Source organism: Bounagaea algeriensis, from assembly GCF_054491375.1.
In genome coordinates this window covers 1256705-1274972 of sequence record NZ_CM137102.1, presented here as the reverse complement: position 1 = coordinate 1274972, position 18268 = coordinate 1256705, and the positions used below count along the sequence as shown (strand labels likewise).

18 protein-coding genes and 2 tRNA genes are annotated in these 18268 nt (G+C 71.6%); 6 read left to right on the top strand and 14 right to left on the bottom strand.

Features of this window, described 5'->3' with window-relative positions; translation table 11 throughout:
• Positions 1-29: 29 nt before the first annotated feature.
• Entirely contained in the window at positions 30-1574 is a 1545-nt protein-coding gene (locus ACVGV2_RS05835; RefSeq protein WP_459165021.1) for an AMP-binding protein, read from the top strand.
• A 55-nt stretch (positions 1575-1629) separates the two neighbouring features.
• Here the strand turns inward: ACVGV2_RS05835 and ACVGV2_RS05830 are convergent, their stop codons facing one another.
• Positions 1630-2466, bottom strand: a complete 837-nt coding sequence (locus tag ACVGV2_RS05830; protein WP_459165020.1) for an SDR family NAD(P)-dependent oxidoreductase — start codon at positions 2464-2466, stop codon at positions 1630-1632.
• Positions 2467-2576: 110 nt separating this feature from the next.
• Here ACVGV2_RS05830 and ACVGV2_RS05825 point away from each other — a divergent pair, with 110 nt between their 5' ends.
• A complete protein-coding gene (locus ACVGV2_RS05825; RefSeq protein WP_459165019.1) occupies positions 2577-2972 on the top strand; it encodes a hypothetical protein in 396 nt (131 codons plus the stop codon).
• Positions 2973-3029: 57 nt separating this feature from the next.
• Positions 3030-4004: an NADPH:quinone reductase gene (locus ACVGV2_RS05820; RefSeq protein WP_459165018.1), complete on the top strand. Its 975-nt coding sequence runs from the start codon at positions 3030-3032 to the stop codon at positions 4002-4004.
• Positions 4005-4093: 89 nt separating this feature from the next.
• On the opposite strand, the gene ACVGV2_RS05815 is transcribed toward ACVGV2_RS05820, so the two are convergent.
• The 7 genes from ACVGV2_RS05815 to dnaG all read right to left on the bottom strand — a co-directional run bounded on the left by ACVGV2_RS05815 (position 4094) and on the right by dnaG (position 9849).
• Positions 4094-4798: a superoxide dismutase family protein gene (locus tag ACVGV2_RS05815; protein ID WP_459165017.1), complete on the bottom strand. Its 705-nt coding sequence runs from the start codon at positions 4796-4798 to the stop codon at positions 4094-4096.
• 375 nt (positions 4799-5173) lie between these two features.
• Positions 5174-5248 (bottom strand) — tRNA-Ile (locus tag ACVGV2_RS05810).
• 141 nt (positions 5249-5389) lie between these two features.
• The gene (locus tag ACVGV2_RS05805) at positions 5390-5596 is read right to left on the bottom strand and encodes a hypothetical protein (protein ID WP_459165016.1); all 207 of its coding nucleotides are present in this window, start codon (positions 5594-5596) and stop codon (positions 5390-5392) included.
• A gap of 769 nt (positions 5597-6365) precedes the next feature.
• Positions 6366-6437, bottom strand: a tRNA-Asn gene (locus tag ACVGV2_RS05800).
• Positions 6438-6566: 129 nt separating this feature from the next.
• The gene (locus ACVGV2_RS05795; protein WP_459165888.1) at positions 6567-7328 is read right to left on the bottom strand and encodes a trans-aconitate 2-methyltransferase; all 762 of its coding nucleotides are present in this window, start codon (positions 7326-7328) and stop codon (positions 6567-6569) included.
• A gap of 47 nt (positions 7329-7375) precedes the next feature.
• Positions 7376-7921, bottom strand: a complete 546-nt coding sequence (locus ACVGV2_RS05790) for a hypothetical protein (RefSeq protein ID WP_459165015.1) — start codon at positions 7919-7921, stop codon at positions 7376-7378.
• Positions 7921-9849 (bottom strand): DNA primase, encoded by a 1929-nt coding sequence (dnaG, locus tag ACVGV2_RS05785; protein ID WP_459165014.1) that lies wholly within the window; start codon positions 9847-9849, stop codon positions 7921-7923. Before dnaG ends, ACVGV2_RS05790 begins: the two co-directional genes overlap by 1 nt.
• 65 nt (positions 9850-9914) lie before the next feature.
• Between dnaG and ACVGV2_RS05780 the strand changes: the two genes are divergently transcribed.
• Positions 9915-10799, top strand: a complete 885-nt coding sequence (locus tag ACVGV2_RS05780) for a sigma-70 family RNA polymerase sigma factor (protein WP_459165013.1) — start codon at positions 9915-9917, stop codon at positions 10797-10799.
• 48 nt (positions 10800-10847) lie between these two features.
• Here the strand turns inward: ACVGV2_RS05780 and ACVGV2_RS05775 are convergent, their stop codons facing one another.
• The 6 genes from ACVGV2_RS05775 to ACVGV2_RS05750 form a co-directional block, all read right to left on the bottom strand.
• Positions 10848-11438: a carboxymuconolactone decarboxylase family protein gene (locus ACVGV2_RS05775; RefSeq protein WP_459165012.1), complete on the bottom strand. Its 591-nt coding sequence runs from the start codon at positions 11436-11438 to the stop codon at positions 10848-10850.
• An 88-nt stretch (positions 11439-11526) separates the two neighbouring features.
• Positions 11527-12651, bottom strand: a complete 1125-nt coding sequence (locus ACVGV2_RS05770) for a serpin family protein (RefSeq protein WP_459165011.1) — start codon at positions 12649-12651, stop codon at positions 11527-11529.
• Between the two features lie 165 nt (positions 12652-12816).
• Positions 12817-13002, bottom strand: a complete 186-nt coding sequence (locus tag ACVGV2_RS05765) for a hypothetical protein (protein WP_459165010.1) — start codon at positions 13000-13002, stop codon at positions 12817-12819.
• Between the two features lie 244 nt (positions 13003-13246).
• Positions 13247-14545, bottom strand: coding sequence for a deoxyguanosinetriphosphate triphosphohydrolase (locus ACVGV2_RS05760; protein WP_459165009.1), 1299 nt, complete (start codon positions 14543-14545; stop codon positions 13247-13249).
• Positions 14546-14631: 86 nt separating this feature from the next.
• The gene (locus tag ACVGV2_RS05755) at positions 14632-15300 is read right to left on the bottom strand and encodes a YdcF family protein (RefSeq protein ID WP_459165008.1); all 669 of its coding nucleotides are present in this window, start codon (positions 15298-15300) and stop codon (positions 14632-14634) included.
• 74 nt (positions 15301-15374) lie between these two features.
• Entirely contained in the window at positions 15375-16760 is a 1386-nt protein-coding gene (locus ACVGV2_RS05750; RefSeq protein WP_459165007.1) for a glycine--tRNA ligase, read from the bottom strand.
• Positions 16761-17448: 688 nt separating this feature from the next.
• Between ACVGV2_RS05750 and ACVGV2_RS05745 the strand changes: the two genes are divergently transcribed.
• Both ACVGV2_RS05745 and ACVGV2_RS05740 read left to right on the top strand, forming a co-directional pair.
• Complete coding sequence (locus ACVGV2_RS05745; protein WP_459165887.1) at positions 17449-17847, top strand: ArsR/SmtB family transcription factor; 399 nt, start codon at positions 17449-17451, stop codon at positions 17845-17847.
• Entirely contained in the window at positions 17844-18263 is a 420-nt protein-coding gene (locus tag ACVGV2_RS05740) for a Fur family transcriptional regulator (protein ID WP_459165006.1), read from the top strand. The genes ACVGV2_RS05745 and ACVGV2_RS05740 overlap by 4 nt, the downstream gene beginning before the upstream one ends.
• Positions 18264-18268: the final 5 nt, after the last annotated feature.

Below are 18268 nucleotides of genomic sequence, written 5' to 3'. Positions count from 1 at the left end.
ATAATATTGCAATCGGAGCAACGGAAACGATGGTGGACGCAGAAGAACCTCGCTCCAACGTGGAGATCCTGCTCGGCGCACTCGCCGGACGCCGCGAGGAGCTCGCGTTGGTCCACGGCGATCGACGGATGACCAGCGGCGAACTCGTTGATCAGGTGTACCGGGTGGCCCGAGCGCTGGCCGAGCACGGACTCGGCCCGGGGCGGACCGTAACCCTGCTGGGAGCGAACGCCCCGGAGATGCTGATCGCGCGTTACGCGGCGAACCTCCTCGGCGCGAGCGTCGCGCAGCTCTACAACGGCATGTCGGTAAGCACGAAGGCAGCCGTCCTATCCGATGTGGACACCACGGCCCTGCTGTATGACCGGGCCTTCGCGGACAGCGCCGAACAAGTCCTGCAGGGGTGCAAACCGGAGCTGGTCTTCGGGCTCGGGCCCGGCGAACCGGGCACCGACCTCTTGAGGTTGGCAGCGGAACAGCCCGCGGAACCCCTCGCTGGACGCGCGCGCCCCGGGGACGTGCAGCAGATCCGCCACACCGGTGGCACCACCGGGCACCCCAAGGGGGTCTGCTACACGTTCGGCAGCGTGCTGCGTGCCACGCAGCAGCGGCACGGCGGCCCGTTCGACCTGTCGGCACCCCGCCAGCTCGCCGCGACCACGCTCGCGCACGCCGCGGGTGGCCTGGCTGATGGCACGCTGCAACGAGGCGGATACGTGGTGCTGCACGACGAGTTCGACCCCGGCGCCGTGCTGCGGACCATCGAGGCCGAGGGCATCACCTCGATGTGGTTGCTGCCGCCACTGCTGTACCAGTTGCTCGACCACCCCGAGTTCGACCAACGGGACCTGTCGAGCCTGCAGAACATCATCTACGGCGGGTGCGCCGCCTCGCGCAGCAGGCTGGTCGAAGCCGCACGAAAGCTCGGCCCGGTGCTGTACCAGATCTACGGGCAGACCGAAGCCGGTCTCATGAGCGTGCTACCGCCCGAGGAACACGATCCGGAACGTCCGGATCTGCTGTCCACCGCCGGTCGTACCGCTGCCGGCGCCGACATCGCGGTGTGCGACTCGGACGGCGAGCCGGTCGCACCGGGGCAGCCGGGCGAGCTGTGGGCACGCACCCCGGCGCACATGGACCACTACTGGAAGCAGCCGGAGCTAACGGCGCGCACCGTCCAGAACGGCTGGGTGCACACCGGCGACGTGGGCTACCTGGACGACGCCGGATACCTCCACCTGATCGACCGGGTGAAGGACATGATCATCGTGGTGGGCGGTCACGTGTACACCTCCGAGGTCGAAGAAGTGCTGTTCGCGCACCCGCAGGTGCGCATGGCCGCCGTGTTCGGCGTCCCGGACCCGAACGGCGCCGAGGTCGTGCACGCCGCGATCGTGCCTGAAGCAGGCGCGGACGTGGACGCCGAACAGCTACGCGAGTTCGTCGGACGACGCCAGGGCCCGATGTACCGGCCTCGGGACATCCACCTCGTGCAGCGTCTGCCGTTGACCGACGTCGGCAAGCCCGACAAGAAGGCGTTGCGCACCCAACTCGTGGAGACCGGCGAGCATTGAACCGGTGGTCGACCGCGCTCGCCGCGGGCCGACCACCGTGCGGTCCGATCCGCGGTCAGCTGCTGGCGTCGATGGCGTCGAGGACGCGCTGCGTCCGAGAGCGCGCACCATCGCGGACATCACCGCTGGGCAGGACATGGAGCTGATCCGCCTCCACGGCGGCCAGGACGCGGCGGGCGGCCTCGTCGGGTTCGAGCATGTCCCGCATGGTTTCCTCGATCTCGGCGAGCGCCGCCGAGGCCTCGGTCCCGAGCCGTTCGACCCACTCCTGGCTACCGCTGGTGCTCTCCGCGGTGCCTTCGGCCATCGGAGTCCGGACGAACCCCGGGCAGACCGCGGTCACCCCGATCGGCAACCGCAGCAGGCCCAGCTCGGCGTGCAGGGCCTCGGACAACGCGACCACCCCGTGCTTGGCGGTGCTGTACGAAGCGGCCAGCGGGGTGGCGCTCAGTCCGGCGATCGAGGCGATGTTGACCACGTGCCCGCGGCCGGCGGCCACCAGGTGCGGCACGAAGGCCCGGATGCCGTGCAGCACGCCGAACAGGTCCACGTCGAGCACGCGGCGCCACTCGGCCAGGTCGACCTCCCACAACGGTCTCCCCTCGCCGGGCGCGATCCCGGCGTTGTTGACCACCAGATCGATCCGGCCGAACCGCTCGAGGACGCGCTCGGCCAACGCCGCCAGCGCGGCCGCGTCGGTGACGTCGACTCCGACCGGCATCGTCACGCCACCACCTGCGGCGAGCTCGGCAGCGGTCCGCTCCACCGCGGCGTGCCCCACGTCGGCCAGCACCACCGAGACCCCGCGCTGCACCAACTCGGCCGCGATGGCGCGGCCGAGCCCCTGCGCGGCCCCGGTCACCACCGCCACCTGTCCCGACTCGATGTGCATGGCCCCCTCCGAAACGTCGTGCCGGCAGCGAAACGTCGTGCTGGTGGCGAGCAGCCTACGGGGGGCGACCACGTTGCGGACAGCAGATTTCGACGCGTGCGTCGGAGGAGATGCCCGCGGGGGAACAGCCGCACAGCACGGAACTCGGGGCCCGGGTGCTCGTCGGGCTGCTGCGGGAGGAGTTCGACGAGCTGTTCCACGAGGTCGGCAGGCAGGTGCTGGCTGCGCGGGGCGCTGGCGAGCGGTGCGCGGGCGCCGCGTTGTTCCACGTGAAGACGACCGGCCGCGGTAGGATGCTGTTCGTGGACGACCTCGGCACTCACCCTGGGCTCGCTGCAGCGGGAACGGTGCCGCACTGCTGGCCGAGCCGGAACGCCGCGGGAAGGCAGCGGGCCGCGCTCGCGTCGAGCTCGATCCCGGGGCTGCCAACCGGGCGGCGCGCCGCTTCTACCACCGGACGGGTGCGACCGCCCTGCACTTCGCGAAACCCCGAGGGGCAGTCGTGACGGGACCGGGGCGATCATGACGGGACCGGGGCAGTCGTGACGGGGACGCCCGCACGGATGCGCGCGGCGTACTTGACCGAGCTCGGGCCTGCGGACAACATCCGGGTCGGTGAGCTGGACCTCCCGGAATTGGGACCTGCCGACGTGCTGGTGCGGGTGGGCGCGGTCGCCGTCAACCCGGTCGACGGGTTCGTGCGCTCCGGGGCATATCCGACACCGGTACTGTTCCCGTTCGTCGTGGGCCGCGACCTCGTGGGCACCGTCGCCGCGCTCGGCTCCAGAACGACGGGGTTCGACCTCGGTGAACGGGTGTGGTGCAACAGCCTCGGCCACGATGGCAGGCAGGGAGCGGCTTCCGAGTACGCCCGCGTGCCCGCGGACCGGCTGTACCGGCTGCCCGAGGGCGTGGACCCGGTGACCGCTGTTGCGGTGGTCCACCCGACCGCGACCGCGCAGCTCGCACTGGTCGCCCATGCCCGACTCACCGCGGGTGAGACCGTGTACATCGCGGGCGGCGCGGGCCACGTGGGCGGCGCCGCGGTCGTGTTGGCGGCGCGTGCCGGAGCGCGGGTCGTCGCGAGCGCGAGCGCCGCCGACCTGGAGCACTGCCGCTCGCTCGGCGCTGGGACCGCTCTCGACTACCGCGACCCCGAGCTCGGCGATCACCTGCGCGCGGCCGCCCCGGACGGAATTGACGTGCACCTGGACACCTCGGGCAAGCACGACCTGGGCCTGGCCGTGGACCTGCTCGCCGCGCGCGGCCGGATCGTGCTGATGGCCGGGATCAGCGCCACGCCCGAGTTGCCCGTGGGACGGCTGTACACCCGCGGTGGCAGCGCGATCGGCTTCACCATCAGCAACGCGACCATCCCGGAACTGGCAGGTGCGGCGGCGCGCATCAACCAGCTCCTCGCCGAAGGAGCACTCGCACCCCGCGACGTCGAGACCCTGCCGTTGGACGCGGCCGCCGAAGCCCACCGGCGCCTGGAATCCGGCCGGGCCCGCGGCACCCGCCTCGTCCTCCGGCCATGAGCCCTTGCCGGGGTTACCGCTGTTCCGCCGAGCGGCAGCGCGTCCAGACCGGTGAGGTGCTCGACGATCGGCGCGCCCGCTCGCGCGGATCAGGAATCGGGGAGGCTGATGCAGGCCACTCGTCCCCCTGCCTCCCCCGCGCTGCCGGGTTCGGTCCGGGTGCGCTCGTTCTCGTGGATGACGACGGAACGCGGAGCGCGATCAGTGGTCGCGAACGGAACCTCGGCACGTGCCTGGGCGTTGCCCTGCTCGTCCGTCCGGGTGTCCAGCCAGAACTCGTTCTCGGGGTTCGCGTAGGCCGGGTCCCTCGAAGAGTCCTCCGGCGTGGCTGCCGGATCCACTTCGTGCTGGAAGTGCGGTCCCGCATCGTCACCGGTGGGCCCGCACTGGTTCTCGTGCGCGTGGATCGCGTACCCGCGCTGCGGTTGCAGTCCGCTCGCCTGCAGGCTCATCACGGTCGAGTCCTGCGCCTTCTCGGTGGTGACCACGAGTTCGGCACCTTCTGGAGCGGCCGGATCGTAGGTGAAGGCGTTCTCGGCCTGCTCCGGCGGCGCCAGCGTTCCGCGCTGGACGTCCGGCTCCCCGGCGGCGCCGTTGCCCTGCTCCTCACCGGGTTGGTTCCCGGGTGGCTGCTCGCCGTTCTGGGGCTGCTCGGGAGTGGGACCGTTCGCCGGCGACTCCGCCCCCTCGGGCTCCTCCTGCTGTCCGCAGGCCGCCATTCCAGCCACGAGCACACCGCACCCGAACATGATGGCCGCGCGACTCGCAGCCGTTCGCCCTGTTCGTCGCTTCATGTCCCAATGATGCACACGCGCGTGTGGCGGTGCAGGGACGAGACGCACCGCGTTTCGCGAGCAAGCCGGATCCGCGCCTGTGCCTACCGTCTTTCTTGATCAAGCAGAGGAACCGCGCGCCGCGCCGAGGGACCGGTGCACCAGGTCGAACCCACCGTTGGACCAGCCGAGCGGCTCGGCCACTCGAAGGTGTCGACCACCCAGGACGTGTCGACCACCCAGGACGTCCACACGGGCCGCCGCGTGACGAGCCACCGAGCGGCCGACGCGTTGAGCCGGGTTGAGTGGTTCAAGGAATGAGCCCGGAAAGACCCGGGAAAGACCTGGTCGTGATCTTGGTCTTCTTTCCCAGCAACTCTGTAACCAGCGAAAACGTGGGGCAGGTCGGATTTGAACCGACGACCTGACGGGTTATGAGTCCGCTGCTCTGACCTGCTGAGCTACTGCCCCGACGGCCCGATCGTAGCGAGATCACCGGGGAGTGCGGGCCGCGGGTCCCCACCGCGCAACCGCAGCAGGGCCGCCCCGTCCGCCGCATGCGAGGCCGGCGCGCCGTGGTGCACGACGCGCCGGCCTCGGTCGGATCGGTCCTCAGGCCATGAAGCTCAGTATGCTGAACGCCCCCGTCAGCTGGCCGATGATGGCGATCGTGGTCAGCAGCGCCCCGATGGCGACCACGGTGCCGACCGACAGCAGCAGCACGTACACGAGCGCCTTGACCGGTTTCGGCAGATTCTCCACCGTCGACCAGTCCGGCAGCGAAATGTGCGGGTGCTTCCCGATTCCTGGTGCCGACATCTGACTACCCCCGTCCTTCGTCAGTCCCCGAACCCGAATACCGCTGTGTCGGACGAGACGACCAGCGGCGGTGTTGCCGTTGCGCGCAACGCATAACGAATCAGTTGCTTCTGCTGATCCGAACGACCGATTCCCGCTGCCCTGCCACCCGGGCACCGAGATCCGGAGTGCGTTGAACCGGCACCGACGGCACCGCCCATCCTCCGCCGCGGGACCGTGGAACGCGACCCCGATCACCCGAATCGCCCCTCGTGCGAGGGAGTTCCGATACCGGGCACGCAGGAGCGGCACTCCGGGCCGCACCCGGGCGTCCTGTCGTGCGGAAGCGATCTCCGGTGACCGACCGCCCCGCCTCCGAAGGGCTCGGTCGATCCCGAGGCGGGCTGTGCGGGATGAACGAAGTTCGAGCTCGGACATTCGGACCATGCACCGTTGCTACCCGTGATCTTACCAGGCGAACCGCTCGGCCCCGCGTGCAGGCGCGCGCACTCGGCGTGGTCCCGCGCACCGGGAAACGACGGCGCAGCGAGATCGGTGCGATTCGATCGTTTTTCAGAAGTGCGAATTTTCGCTGCACCAGAATGGTGATCAACTCCGCCGCCGACGGTCCGCGCGGCGAGGCCGAAACCGCCGCGGTGCTCGGTGGGCGCGCGGCGAAGGCGCGGCGCGCGCCCCGCGGGATGCGCGACGCGGACCGTGCGGGCGGTCACACGCAGCGTGCGGCCGCGCACGCGAAAAGCCCGGACCGCGCGGCCCGGGCTTCGGTGAGCTCCTCCGGTTGGATTCGAACCAACAACCTTTCGGTTAACAGCCGAATGCTCTGCCCTTGAGCTACGGAGGAATGTTGTGCGTCAGCTCAGTTCCACCGGCCGATCCGTTCCCTTCGCTGACGTCGTCCACTTTAGCGCACCCGACCCGGCGGGTTTCACGCACCCCCGGCCTGCTCGCTGCGGAGCAAGGAAACCGCCGGTCACAGCCGGTGCAGCAGGACGAAGACGCGGCGGAACGGCAACCACGTCACCCCGTCCTCCCGCCGCGGGTACGCCGCGCGCAGGCGCGGGGCGAGCTCTTCCCGGAAGCGTTCCCACTCCTCCGCGCTCAGCGCCGCCCGCACGGGCCGCAGCCCGGCACCGCTGATCCACTCCAACACCGGGTCGGGCCCGTGCAGCGCGTGCACGTAGGTGGTCTCCCACGCGTCGACCGCGACCGCCGGCCCGGCCAGCCGGTCGGCGTAGCCGACGGCGGAGGACACGACGTCCGCACCGGGCACGGTCCCGGTCAGGCGCTCGCGCCAGTGCTCCTGCTCGGCCAGCTCGCGGGCGAGCGCGTGCGAGGGGGCCTCGAAGTTGCCCGGCACCTGGAAGGCGAAGCAGGCCCCGCGCGGCATCCGGTGCAGCCACCCGCGCAACAGCTCCTCGTGCCCGGGCACCCAGTGCAGCACGGCGTTGCAGAACACCACGTCGGTCTCCGGCCCGGGATCCCACGCGCGCACATCGCCCACCTGCGCGTCGACCCCGCGCGAGCGCGCCTCGGCCACCATCTCCGCCGAGGAGTCGACCGCCTCGAGCTGCGCCCCGGGCCAGCGCCGCAGCAGCCCCGCGCTGAGCGTGCCGGCGCCGCAGCCCAGGTCAACGACCCGGCGCGGACGTTCCGCCGGCACGCGGGCCAGCAGTTCCCGGCCCGGGCGGTCCCGCTCGTCCTGGAAGGACAGGTACGTCCCCGGATCCCACATCGCCACCCCCGCACTCGAACCGTACGGTTGTACGGTATCAGGGCGGGTCACTCGGCCGCGGCCGCACCCGGTTCGCCCCCGCTGCGCAACCGGATGCTGAGCTCGCGCGCCAACGCGGTCACCAGCTGCTCGTCGGTGCCCGGATCACCGCGGACCTGCAGCACGACGCCGTCCTGGCCGGGCACCTTGCGCTGCACCACCCACGCCCCGCCGCCGGGCAGCTCGCGGTGGTGGCGCGAGCGGATCGAACCGGTGACCCGCTCGTGCACCACCTGCGGCACCCGGCCGGGCGCGGACAGCCGCAGCCGACGCGGCGGGTGGTCCCGCAGCACCACGGCCCGGTCGGCGGTGGCGATCTCCTCGGCCTCGACGACGTTGAGACTGCCCGCGTCCCACCTGGCCTTGCTGATCAGGTGCCAGCCCACGCGGCGCCGCTCCGGCAGCCACAGCCCGCGCTGCGTCGCCACGGTCGCGCCCTCCTGGGCTTCGGCCACGGCGAGCACGCGCTCGTCGCGCTCCAGCGCGCGGCGGACCTCCTCCGGAACGCGCGAGCCACCGGTCAGCCCGGTCAGCAGCCGCCGCAGGGCCGACATCACACTCCGCCGCCCATCGCCTGGTCCAACAACGACTTGCGGTAGCCCTCGAGCGCGATGAGATCGCCGAACAGCTGGTTGTACTCCTCGGGCTCGTCCACCGGCGACATCCGCTGCACCTTCGACTTGATGTCCGCGATCTGCCTGCTCACCAGGGTCTCCTGCAGCCGCGCGATGAGCGCGTGCACGTACCGCGGATCCTCGACGGAGTTGATCTCCAACGTCTCCACCGCCAGCTCGGTCAGCAGCGACCGGGCCACCTGCGACTCGCAGTGCTGCGAGACCGCTTCCACCAGCGCCGAACCGCCCAGTCCGGAACCGCAGCCACCGGCCGCGAGCATCGCCCGGTGCAGTTCGGCGTAGGCGGGTTCGGTGAACGCCTCGGCCGGCAGCCCGTCGTACGGCGGGCCGGCCAGGGCCGGCACCTGCAGCGCGGCCTTGAGGGTCTCCCGCTGCGTCCACCGCGGATCGTGCCGCGGCGGCTTCGGCGGCGGGTCCGCCTCGAGGCCGAGGCTCTGCTGGCTCCGCTGGTTCTGCTCCCGCTGCCGCCGCCGCGGACCGCCCTGCTTCTTCGCGGGCGCGCCGGCCTCCTCCCGAACGCGGTGCACCACCTGGTTCTCGTCGCTCCAGCCTGCCCACCAGGCCAGGTTCACCGCGTAGCCGTCGCGGCTGGCCGGGTCCTTGATCCGGGCGACCAGCGGCACGGTGCGGCGCAGCGCTTCCACCCGGCCGTCCACCGAGTCCAGGTCGTAGCTGCCGAGCAGGCTGCGGATGGCGAACTCGAACAGCGGTCGGCGCCGCGCCACCAGGTCCCGCACCGCGCTGTCACCGGAGGATTCGCGCAGCTCGCACGGGTCCATCCCGTCCGGACCGATGGCGATGTAGGTGTGGCTGGCGAGTTCCTGCTCGCCCTCGAACGCCCCCAGCGCGGCCTTCTGCCCGGCCTCGTCGCCGTCGAAGGTGAAGACGACCTCGCCGCGGAAGCTGCGCTCCTTGCCGTAGTCGACGTCCATCATCAGCCGTCGCAGCACCGCGATGTGCTCATCGCCGAACGCGGTGCCGCAGGAGGCGATGGCCGTGGGCACGCCGGCCATGTGCATGGCCATCACGTCGGTGTAGCCCTCGACGACCACGACCTGGCGCCGTTTGGCGATCTCCCGCTTGGCCAGGTCGATGCCGAACAGCACCTGCGACTTGTTGAAGATCGGCGTGGCCGAGGTGTTGACGTACTTGGCCTCGATCGGGTCGTCGTCGAAGATGCGGCGCGCGCCGAAGCCGACCACGTCACCCGAGAGGTCCTTCAGCGGCCACAGCAGCCGCCGGTGGAACCGGTCGATCGGGCCGCGCCGGCCCTCCCGGCTCAGCCCGCACTTGATCAGCTCCTCGAGCTCGAAGCCCTTGCCCAGCAGCATCTTCGTCAGCCGGTCCCAGCCGCGCGGCGCGAAACCGCAGCCGAACTTCGCCGCCGCGGACTCGTCGAAGCCGCGCTGGGCCAGGTACTCGCGGGCGGGCCGCGCCTCCTGCTCCGAGCGCAGCTGCTCGGCGTAGAACTCGGCGGCCAGCCGGTGCGCCTCCACCATGCGGGCGCGGGTGCCGCGGTCGCGCTGGCTCGGCGGTGCCCCGCCCTCGTAGTGCAGCTGCACGCCGGCTCGGTCGGCCAGCCGCTCCACCGACTCGATGAAACCGAGGTGTTCGATCTTCATCAGGAAGGCGATGACGTCGCCGCCCTCGCTGCAGCCGAAGCAGTGGAACGTGCCGTGGCTGGGACGCACGTTGAACGAGGGGGTCTTCTCGTCGTGGAACGGGCACAGCCCCTTCTGCGCGCCACCGCCGGCGTTGCGCAGAGCGACGTACTCCGACACGAGGTCGTCGATCCGGTTGCGATCGCGGACCTCGGCGATGTCGCTCTCCCGGATTCGTCCTGCCACGGGTCCAGTCTAGGGAAACGGATCGCCGCCCGCGCGGACCCGGGTCGGTGCGGCAGAATCTCCCCATGACCACCGCCTTGGCCGCCGAGTTCGAGCAGCACCGCGCACGGCTGACCGGTGTGGCCTACCGCCTGCTCGGCACGGTCGCCGACGCCGAGGACGCGGTGCAGGAGGCGTGGCTGCGGTTGGCCGGCACCGAACGCGACCGCATCGACGACCTCGGCGCGTGGCTGACCACCGTGGTCAGCCGGCTGTGCCTGGACCGGATGCGGTCGGCCGCGGTGCGCCGCGAGCAGTACCCCGGGTCGTGGCTGCCGGAGCCGGTCGTCACCGAGGAGCAGCGCCCGGACGACGTGGTCGGGCAGCGCGACGACCTGCGGATGGCCGCGCTGCGGATCCTGCACGAGCTCAACGCCGATCAGCGGCTGGCGCTGGTGCTGCACGACGGGTTCGACGTGCCGTTCGGCGAGATCGCCGCGCTGCTCGGGTGCAGCGCGGCCGCGGCGCGCCAGCACGCCTCGCGGGCACGTCGAGCGATGACTGAGGCGGACCCGGCGCCGCGGGTGCCGCTGTCCGAGCAGCGCGCCGTGCTGGAGCGCTTCCTCGTCGCGGTCAACACCGGGGACGTGGCCGAGATCGTGCGCACGTTGCACCCGCGGGCGGTCGTCCGCGGCGACGGCGGCGGCCGGGAGCGCACCGCGCGCAACCCGGTTCGCGGGGCCGACAACGTGGCCCGGTTCGCCGCCGGCCTGGTGGCCAAGTACGGCGCCGACATCGTCACCGGCGCCCGGCCGGTGCTGGTCAACGGGGACGCGGGCCTGCTGCTGCCCGGCTCGCCGGACGGCGGGCCGGTGGCGCCGCGGGTGCTGAGCCTGAGCGTGCGCGAGCAGCGGGTGGACGAGCTGTTCGACGTGGTCAATCCGGACAAGCTCACCCGCGTGCCGTGGTGATGCCGGGCTCCTGCCCCGGCAGGAGCCCGGCACTGCGGCCGGAACCGCTCAGGGCATCGGTGCGCGGCAGGCCGCGCCCGAGGTGAAGCCCTGCTCGGTGATCCCCAGCGCGTGGTTGAACCGGGCGCGTTCGTTCTCCAGCGCGATCGCGTGGGTGAGCTCGACGAGCCCGGCGTGCCCGAGACGCCGGTCGAGCTCGGCGACCTGCTCGTCGGTGACCTGCATCGGTTGGGCGCACATCGCCTCGGCGTAGCCGAGCACGAGCCGTTCCAGTTCGGTGTAGTGCGGCGAGTTGCGGTGGTCGTCGACGTCGCGCAGGCGCTCGACGTCCAGTCCCTGCCTGCGCTGCAGCATCGTGCCGAAGTCGACGCACCACGAGCAGCCGATGCTGGTCGCCGCGCGGTGCACGGCGAGTTCGCGCAGCCCTCGGGGGAGCACGTGGGCGCTCTTCTCCGCCGCGAGCTCGCTGATGCTGAACGCGAACATCAACCTGCGGTGGTGCGCCAGCACGCTGAGCGGTTCGGGAACTGCGCCGTACCAGCGCCTGGTCAACCGGTAGGCGAGCCGCGTCAGCCACCCGGCGCGCTGCGCGGGCACCTGCGGAACGCGTGCGCTGGATTCCTGCTGCGGGCGTGTCATCGTCGCTCCTTCACGCGCCGCCCCGCTGTTCGGGGCCGTGCACTGGAGTGACGGGACGGCGCCCGCCGATGTGACAGCCGTTGGGGCGCTAGCTCCCCGGATCGGTGACGCGGGCGAGGAAGTAGGGCACCCCGCTGGCGCGGTGACGCACGAGGAACCAGAACGGGCGGTCCACGGTCACGCGGATCGGCCGAGGAGGGCGCGCCACGGACGTCAACCGCATCACCGCCGCCGTGGCCGCGGCGCCTTCCAGTCCGTTCTCGTCGACGCGCAGCACCGACTCGTGCACAGCGGTGGACACGCGCATCGGCCGGTCGGTGAGCGGGCTGAAATCCGCCTGGGGGGTGAACACGGTGTCCACGCCCAGCGCCCCGAGCGGCCCGCGCAGTTCGGCGTTGCCGCGCACCTCGAACCGGGGCAGCGCCAATTCCACCCGCTGCGTGCCCGTGCTGCCGAGCAGGGCTGCCAGGTTCTCGGAGGTCAGCGCGTCCTCTGCGGTCTCCAGCGCGCGCACCGGGTCGGAGGCGGCTTCGGGCAGCAGCACCACCGCTTCGATCCCGCCGAGCGCGGGCAGGCCGACGGCTTGCCAGCCGTGCGCGGCGGCGTACGGCAGGTCCCGGCTGACGTGCATCATCGGCACCGGCCGGCTCCGCCCGGGCGCGTGGAAGGTGCGTTCGCGCGTGTCGTTTCGGTCGAAGGCCTCTTGCCACGACGTCTTCAGGTACAGGGCGTTGACCAGCGCCGCGACCGTGTCGGGGTCGATGGTGCCGGGTTGCAGCAGTTCGGGGATCAGCCCGCGCGTGGTGTCGGCGACGTCGGTGTTGATCTCCTGCCGGGCCTGTTCCGGGTCGGCGCGGAGCCGGGTGCTGCGCACCGCGCCACCCGGCCATGCGGCGAGCTCGGACAGGTAGTCCTGCTTCGGTGCCAGGTCCTCGTCGGCCCACAGCACGTTCGACGCGGCGAGTTCCGGTTGTTCGCGCGCCTTGCCCGGATCGTCGAGGGCGGAGGCCGCGGTGACCGCTGAGCGCAGCTTCGCCGGCTCGTCGGCGAGCGCCGTGCGCAGCTGTTCGCGCGCGGGACCGGTGGTGGCTTCGGCGACGAGGCCGAGAGCGCTGAGCACGGAGTAGGGCGACCAGCAAAACGAGGTCTGCACCGACGGCGCGAGGGCGCGGTGCAGGCTGTGGCTGAACGCGAGCGGAGCTGGGGCGGGCACGGCGCCTCCCGGGGGCGGGGACGTGGAGCGGTCCCGAGTCTGCCAGCTCCGGGGCGCTCGCAGGGTGGTTCCGCGCGTGGCTGCCCGAGGTCGGGGATCCCGCAGCGAGGCCCCGCCGGAGGTTCCCCCGCCCGACCCGCTACGCCGCTCGATCCGCGGACTCCCTCACCGCAGCGTTTCCTCGGTGTCGGCCAGGCCCATCAGCCGCAGTTCCCGGGCGATGTACTCGGCGGCGCGTTTGGCCGAGGAGTCCTGCCAGCCGAGGTCGTTGATCCAGTCGGCGAGGTCGTCGCTGTTGACGTAGGGCTCGCCGGCGACGACGAGCTTCTGGATGTAGTGCCGCTGGGGCATCGGGGTCTCCTTGCGGCGATGCTGACGAGCCGGGACGGCTTCGGGGGTCCCGGCTCGCGGCCTTTCGGGGGAGCGTGGCCGTGGCGCGTGCGCGAGCACCACTGCGCAACACGCTTTGTGACATCGTGCAATACGCAGAAGATCGATTCACCCGGTTACGCGAAAAATCACAGGGAATTCACTACGATACGTAGCAATCACGGTGCGTGCTGGCTCGTCCTGCGCGCACACCCGGCGCCCGCGCTCAGGCCGCGCCGGCGAGCCGCCGGTGCCACCGCACGGCTTGCGCATCGGTCAGCGAAGCCACCTGGTCGACCACCACGCGCCAGCGCTCCGCGTCGTCGCGCGCCCGATCCCACACGTCGCGCAGAACCGGATCGAGATCACGCGGCGCGTGCCTCGCCACCTCCCGCGTCAGCTCCACCAGGAGATCCCGCTGCCGCGCCTGCATGCGGGCGCGTTCCGACGTGCGCAGCACGTACCGGAAAGCGAACGCCTTGAGCACCGCGACCTCGGCCACCACCGGCGCGGGCACCACCAGGTCGGCGGCGTACCGGGCCAACGGCGGCTCGGCGAACCGCTCCCGCGTCGAACGCACGGCCGCGCCCACGAACCGCCCCACGAGCTCGCTGGTGAGCCGCTTCAACGCGGTGTGCTCGGCGAACGCGCCGGAACAGGCGGTGACCGCCTGCACCGCGGGCAGCGCGGCGAGCCGTTCCACCGCCGCGGTCAGCGCCTGCTCCCCCGCCCGTCCCGCGGTCGAACCCGGATCGAGGTCGGCGGCGATGCGCACGATCTCCGCGCGTTCCACCGGACTGCTCAGCGAACGCAGCGAGATCCGCCCGGCGAGCACGCCGTCCTCGAGGTCGTGCACCGAATAGGCCACGTCATCGGCCCAGTCCATGACCTGGGCCTCCAGGCAGCGCCGTCCCGGCGGCGCGGGCGCGCGCACCCAGTCGAACACCGCCCGGTCCGCGGTGTACGCGCCGAACTTGGCGCGCCGCTGCCCGTCCGGCCGCGGCCAGGGGTACTTCAACACCGCGTCGAGGCAGGCGCGGGTGAGGTTGAGCCCGCTGCCGCCCTGCGCGGAATCGGCGGCGGACCACTTGGGTTCCAACCGCGTGAGGATCCGCAGCGTCTGCGCGTTCCCCTCGAACCCGTCGCAAGCGGTCAGCAGCTCGTCGAGGGCGCGCTCGCCGTTGTGCCCGAACGGCGGGTGCCCGATGTCGTGGGCCAACCCCGCCGTGTCCACCACGTCGGGGTCGGCGCCGAGCGCGTCGGCGATGCCCCGGCCGATCTGCGCGACCTCGAGCGAATGGGTCAGCCGAGTCCGCGGCACGTCGTCCTCTTCCGGCCCCACCACCTGCGTCTTGCCCGCCAGACGCCGCAGCGCGGCCGAGTGCAGCACGCGCGCGCGGTCCCGCGCGAACGGTGTCCGCGCGGCCACCCCGCTGCGGTCCTCGGTCGCGAACCACGCGGTTTTCGGCTCCTCGGGCCCCGGACGCGCAACGTCGTCGGAGGCGTAGCCGGCAGGCACGGTCATCGCGCCCCACGCTACGTCGCGCCGCCGACACCGGCGGCACGACGAGCTGACCGCAGGTTGAACAGCACACCGCTCAAAACCAGCGATCACCCCAGGGAGAAGCCGAGCGATTCACCTTCCACCACCGCCGAGGCGTGGGTGAGGCGGTAGTAGACCATCGCCGTGGTCTCCCGCGCGATGTAGCTGGCCTTCGCCTCGAACGTCTGCCCCGTGGGCCCGTCGCGGGTGGCCGAGGACCAGGCGCGCAGCCCGAAGTCCTCGGCCATCGTCTGCGCCCGCAGCAGGTGCCACGGGTCGCTGACGATGAGGCTCGTGCGCCACCCGCGTTCCGCGGCCAGCTCGGCGACCGCGTCCATGCTGCCGAGCGTGTCGCTGCCCTCGTCGACCTCGACGATCCGATCGGTGGGCACCCCGCGTTCGACGAGCCACCGCTTGCTCGCCTGGGCTTCGGTGTACTCGTCCCCGGTCTGCCGCCCGCCGACGGTGACCACGTGGCTCGCCAGGCCCTGCCGGTACAACCCCAGCACCTGCTCGAGCCGGGACCTCAGCACGTCCGAGGGTTCACCGTGGTACTGGGCCGCACCGAGGACCACGAGGATGTCCACCGGGCGGCGCTCGTCGGCGCGCGCGACGTGCCACACGTGGTAGGCCGTCCCGCTGACGAGCAGCAGTCCGACGAGCACGCTGCCGACCACCGCGCGGCGGACGGCGCGCCACCACCGCCGCCCGCGGCGGGCGCCACCAGAGGCCTTCACGCTGGCAACCTCACAGACTCACGTCGCGCGTCGCCGCGGTCCGCCCACCGGGGCGGCGGATCGCGGTGCGCTCCTCAGCAACCGACGAGGCGGACCGCCAGGTACTCCTCCAGCTTGTCCATGGCGACCCGTTCCTGCTGCATGGTGTCGCGTTCGCGCACCGTCACGGCGTGATCGGACAGCGAGTCGAAATCCACGGTCACGCAGAACGGAGTCCCCACCTCGTCGTGCCGACGATACCGACGTCCGATGGCTCCGGCGTCGTCGAAGTCGACGTTCCAGTTCCTGCGCAGCTGGTTGGCCAGGTCACGCGCCTTCGGCGAGAGGTCGGCGTTGCGGGACAGCGGCAGCACGGCGACCTTGACCGGGGCCAGGCGGCGGTCCAGCTTGAGCACGACGCGCCGGTCCACGCCGCCCTTGGCGTTCAGCGCCTCGTCCTCGCGGTAGGCATCGGTCAAAAACGCCATCATCGGACGACCCACGCCGGCGGCGGGCTCGATCACGTACGGCCGGTAGCGCGCGTCGGTCGCCTGGTCGTAGTAGGACAGGTCCGCGCCCGAGTGCTCCGAGTGCGTCCCCAGGTCGAAGTCCGTGCGGTTGGCGATGCCCTCGAGCTCGCCCCACTCGTTGCCGGCGAAGGCGAAGCGGTACTCGATGTCGACGGTGCGCTTGGCGTAGTGCGAGAGCTTGTCCTGCGGGTGCTCGTAGTGGCGCAGGTTGTCCGGATCGATCCCCAGGTCCGTGTACCACCTGGTGCGCTCGTCGATCCAGTACTGGTGCCACTCGGGGTCCTCACCCGGTTCGACGAAGAACTCCATCTCCATCTGCTCGAACTCGCGGGTGCGGAAGATGAAGTTGCCGGGGGTGATCTCGTTGCGGAAGGACTTGCCGATCTGGCCGATGCCGAACGGCGGCTTCTTCCGCGCGGTGGTCATCACGTTGGCGAAGTTGATGAAGATGCCCTGCGCGGTTTCCGGACGCAGGTAGTGCAGCCCTTCCTCGCTCTCCACCGGACCGAGGTAGGTCTTGAGCATCATGTTGAACTCGCGCGGCTCGGTGTACTGGCCGCGGTTACCGCAGTCCGGGCAGGGAACCTGCGAGAGGTCCTCCTCGCTGGCCTCCTTGCCGGTGCGCTCGACGTACTCCTCGGCGAGCTGGTCGGCGCGGAACCGGTGGTGGCAGTTCTGGCACTCCACCAGCGGGTCGTGGAACGCGCCGACGTGACCGGAGGCCTCCCAGACCTTGCGCGGCAGGATCACCGACGAGTCCAGGCCGACGACGTCCTCGCGGCCCTGCACCATCGCCTTCCACCACTGCCGCTTGATGTTGTCCTTGAGTTCGACACCGAGCGGACCGTAGTCCCAGGCCGACCTGGTACCGCCGTAGATCTCGCCGGACGGGTAGACGAATCCGCGGCGCTTGCAAAGATTGACGATCGTGTCGATCTGATCGGCGGGCACGTTCACTCCGGAAATCTCGGCTGGTTACGACAGCACCATTGTTCCAGGTCCGTCCGGGGCGCGGACGGACCGGTAACCTGCGTGCCCCGCAGCGGCCCGATTCGCGACGGACCCGTCGAGCGGATCCGCGGCACGCGCGCCCGGCCGGGCACCGCGCCGCAAAATCCCGCGGCCGCCCGCGACGTCCGGGGCTTTGCGGTGCGGTGCACGTGGCCGCACGGTGTTCGTGCTGCGCTGCCGACCGCGGCCAGGTGGTCCGTACCATGGGTAGCGCGGCGCACACACCCGTGTTCGCCGCGGCGCGGCACGTCTCGGAAAGGATGCCATGCCCGCTGTGAACTCGAATTCCCCGGCGGAACCGCACCACCCGGCCGATGCGGCCCGGTCGACGGCGCCGCGCGGGAACGAGCCGTTGCGGGAGGAGTCCGCGTGCCAGCACGCCGGGGCGCGCCAGCCGGAAGTGGCCCTGCAAGCGGCGGACCTGGACTCCACAGCCCTGGACTCCACAGCCCTGGACTCCACAGCCCTGGACTCCACAGCCCTGGATTCGGGCGCCCTGGATTCCACCGCCCTGGATTCGGGCGCGGTGGACCCGGGTGCGGCAGATCCCGCCGCGGCCGATCCTGCGGCGGCCGATCCTGCAGCGGATGCGGCGGCGCAGCACGACGACCACCGGCAGCGGTCCCACCTGCAGCAGGCGCAGCGCCCGGCACCCGCCCCCAGCTGGTCGCAGGACACGCTCACCGAAGCGGGAGACCTGCTGCGCGCACTGGCCGCACCGGTGCGGATCGCGATCGTGCTGCAGCTGCGCCACGCCCAGAGCTGCGTGCACGACCTCGTCGATGCGCTCGGCGTGGCGCAACCGCTGATCAGCCAGCACCTGCGCGTGTTGAAATCGGCAGGGGTCGTGCGCGGTGAGCGGCACGGCCGCGAGGTGGTATACCGGCTGGTGGACGAGCACCTGGCGCACATCGTCGTCGATGCCGCCACGCACGCCGAAGAAGTCGCCGGCGCCCGGGACGACCGGCGCGCGGCCGATGCGCGCACGAGCACCGCAGAACCCAGCAGTGGACAGGAGACACGTTGACCACCGGCGAGCGTTCCACGGCCGGAGTTCCCGGCCTGCGAGCCACCAGGCAGCGCGCTGCGGTGTCGAAGCTGCTCGACGAGGTCGACGAGTTCCGCTCGGCGCAGGAGCTGCACGAACAGCTGCGCAACCGCGGCGAGGGCATCGGCCTGACGACGGTGTACCGCACGCTGCAGAGCCTGGCCGATGCCGGCGAGATCGACGTGCTGCGCGCGACCAGCGGCGAGGCGGTGTACCGCCGCTGCTCCAGCCACCACCACCACCACCTGGTGTGCCGGCACTGCGGCCGCACCGTCGAGGTCTCCGACCCGCCGGTGGAGAACTGGGCCGAGCGGATCGGCCAGGAGCACGGGTTCTCCGACGTCAGCCACACCGTGGAGATCATCGGCACCTGCCCGGACTGCGTGTCCTCCTGACCGGC

What these genes read in the sequence shown, in the direction of transcription:
- ACVGV2_RS05835 (WP_459165021.1), top strand. Translation starts at nt 30, where the DNA reads ATGGTGGACGCAGAAGAACCTCGCTCCAACGTGGAGATCCTGCTCGGC.
- ACVGV2_RS05830 (WP_459165020.1), bottom strand. Translation starts at nt 2,466, where the DNA reads ATGCACATCGAGTCGGGACAGGTGGCGGTGGTGACCGGGGCCGCGCAG.
- ACVGV2_RS05825 (WP_459165019.1), top strand. Translation starts at nt 2,577, where the DNA reads ATGCCCGCGGGGGAACAGCCGCACAGCACGGAACTCGGGGCCCGGGTG.
- ACVGV2_RS05820 (WP_459165018.1), top strand. Translation starts at nt 3,030, where the DNA reads ATGCGCGCGGCGTACTTGACCGAGCTCGGGCCTGCGGACAACATCCGG.
- ACVGV2_RS05815 (WP_459165017.1), bottom strand. Translation starts at nt 4,798, where the DNA reads ATGAAGCGACGAACAGGGCGAACGGCTGCGAGTCGCGCGGCCATCATG.
- ACVGV2_RS05805 (WP_459165016.1), bottom strand. Translation starts at nt 5,596, where the DNA reads ATGTCGGCACCAGGAATCGGGAAGCACCCGCACATTTCGCTGCCGGAC.
- ACVGV2_RS05795 (WP_459165888.1), bottom strand. Translation starts at nt 7,328, where the DNA reads ATGTGGGATCCGGGGACGTACCTGTCCTTCCAGGACGAGCGGGACCGC.
- ACVGV2_RS05790 (WP_459165015.1), bottom strand. Translation starts at nt 7,921, where the DNA reads ATGTCGGCCCTGCGGCGGCTGCTGACCGGGCTGACCGGTGGCTCGCGC.
- ACVGV2_RS05780 (WP_459165013.1), top strand. Translation starts at nt 9,915, where the DNA reads ATGACCACCGCCTTGGCCGCCGAGTTCGAGCAGCACCGCGCACGGCTG.
- ACVGV2_RS05775 (WP_459165012.1), bottom strand. Translation starts at nt 11,438, where the DNA reads ATGACACGCCCGCAGCAGGAATCCAGCGCACGCGTTCCGCAGGTGCCC.
- ACVGV2_RS05765 (WP_459165010.1), bottom strand. Translation starts at nt 13,002, where the DNA reads ATGCCCCAGCGGCACTACATCCAGAAGCTCGTCGTCGCCGGCGAGCCC.
- ACVGV2_RS05760 (WP_459165009.1), bottom strand. Translation starts at nt 14,545, where the DNA reads ATGACCGTGCCTGCCGGCTACGCCTCCGACGACGTTGCGCGTCCGGGG.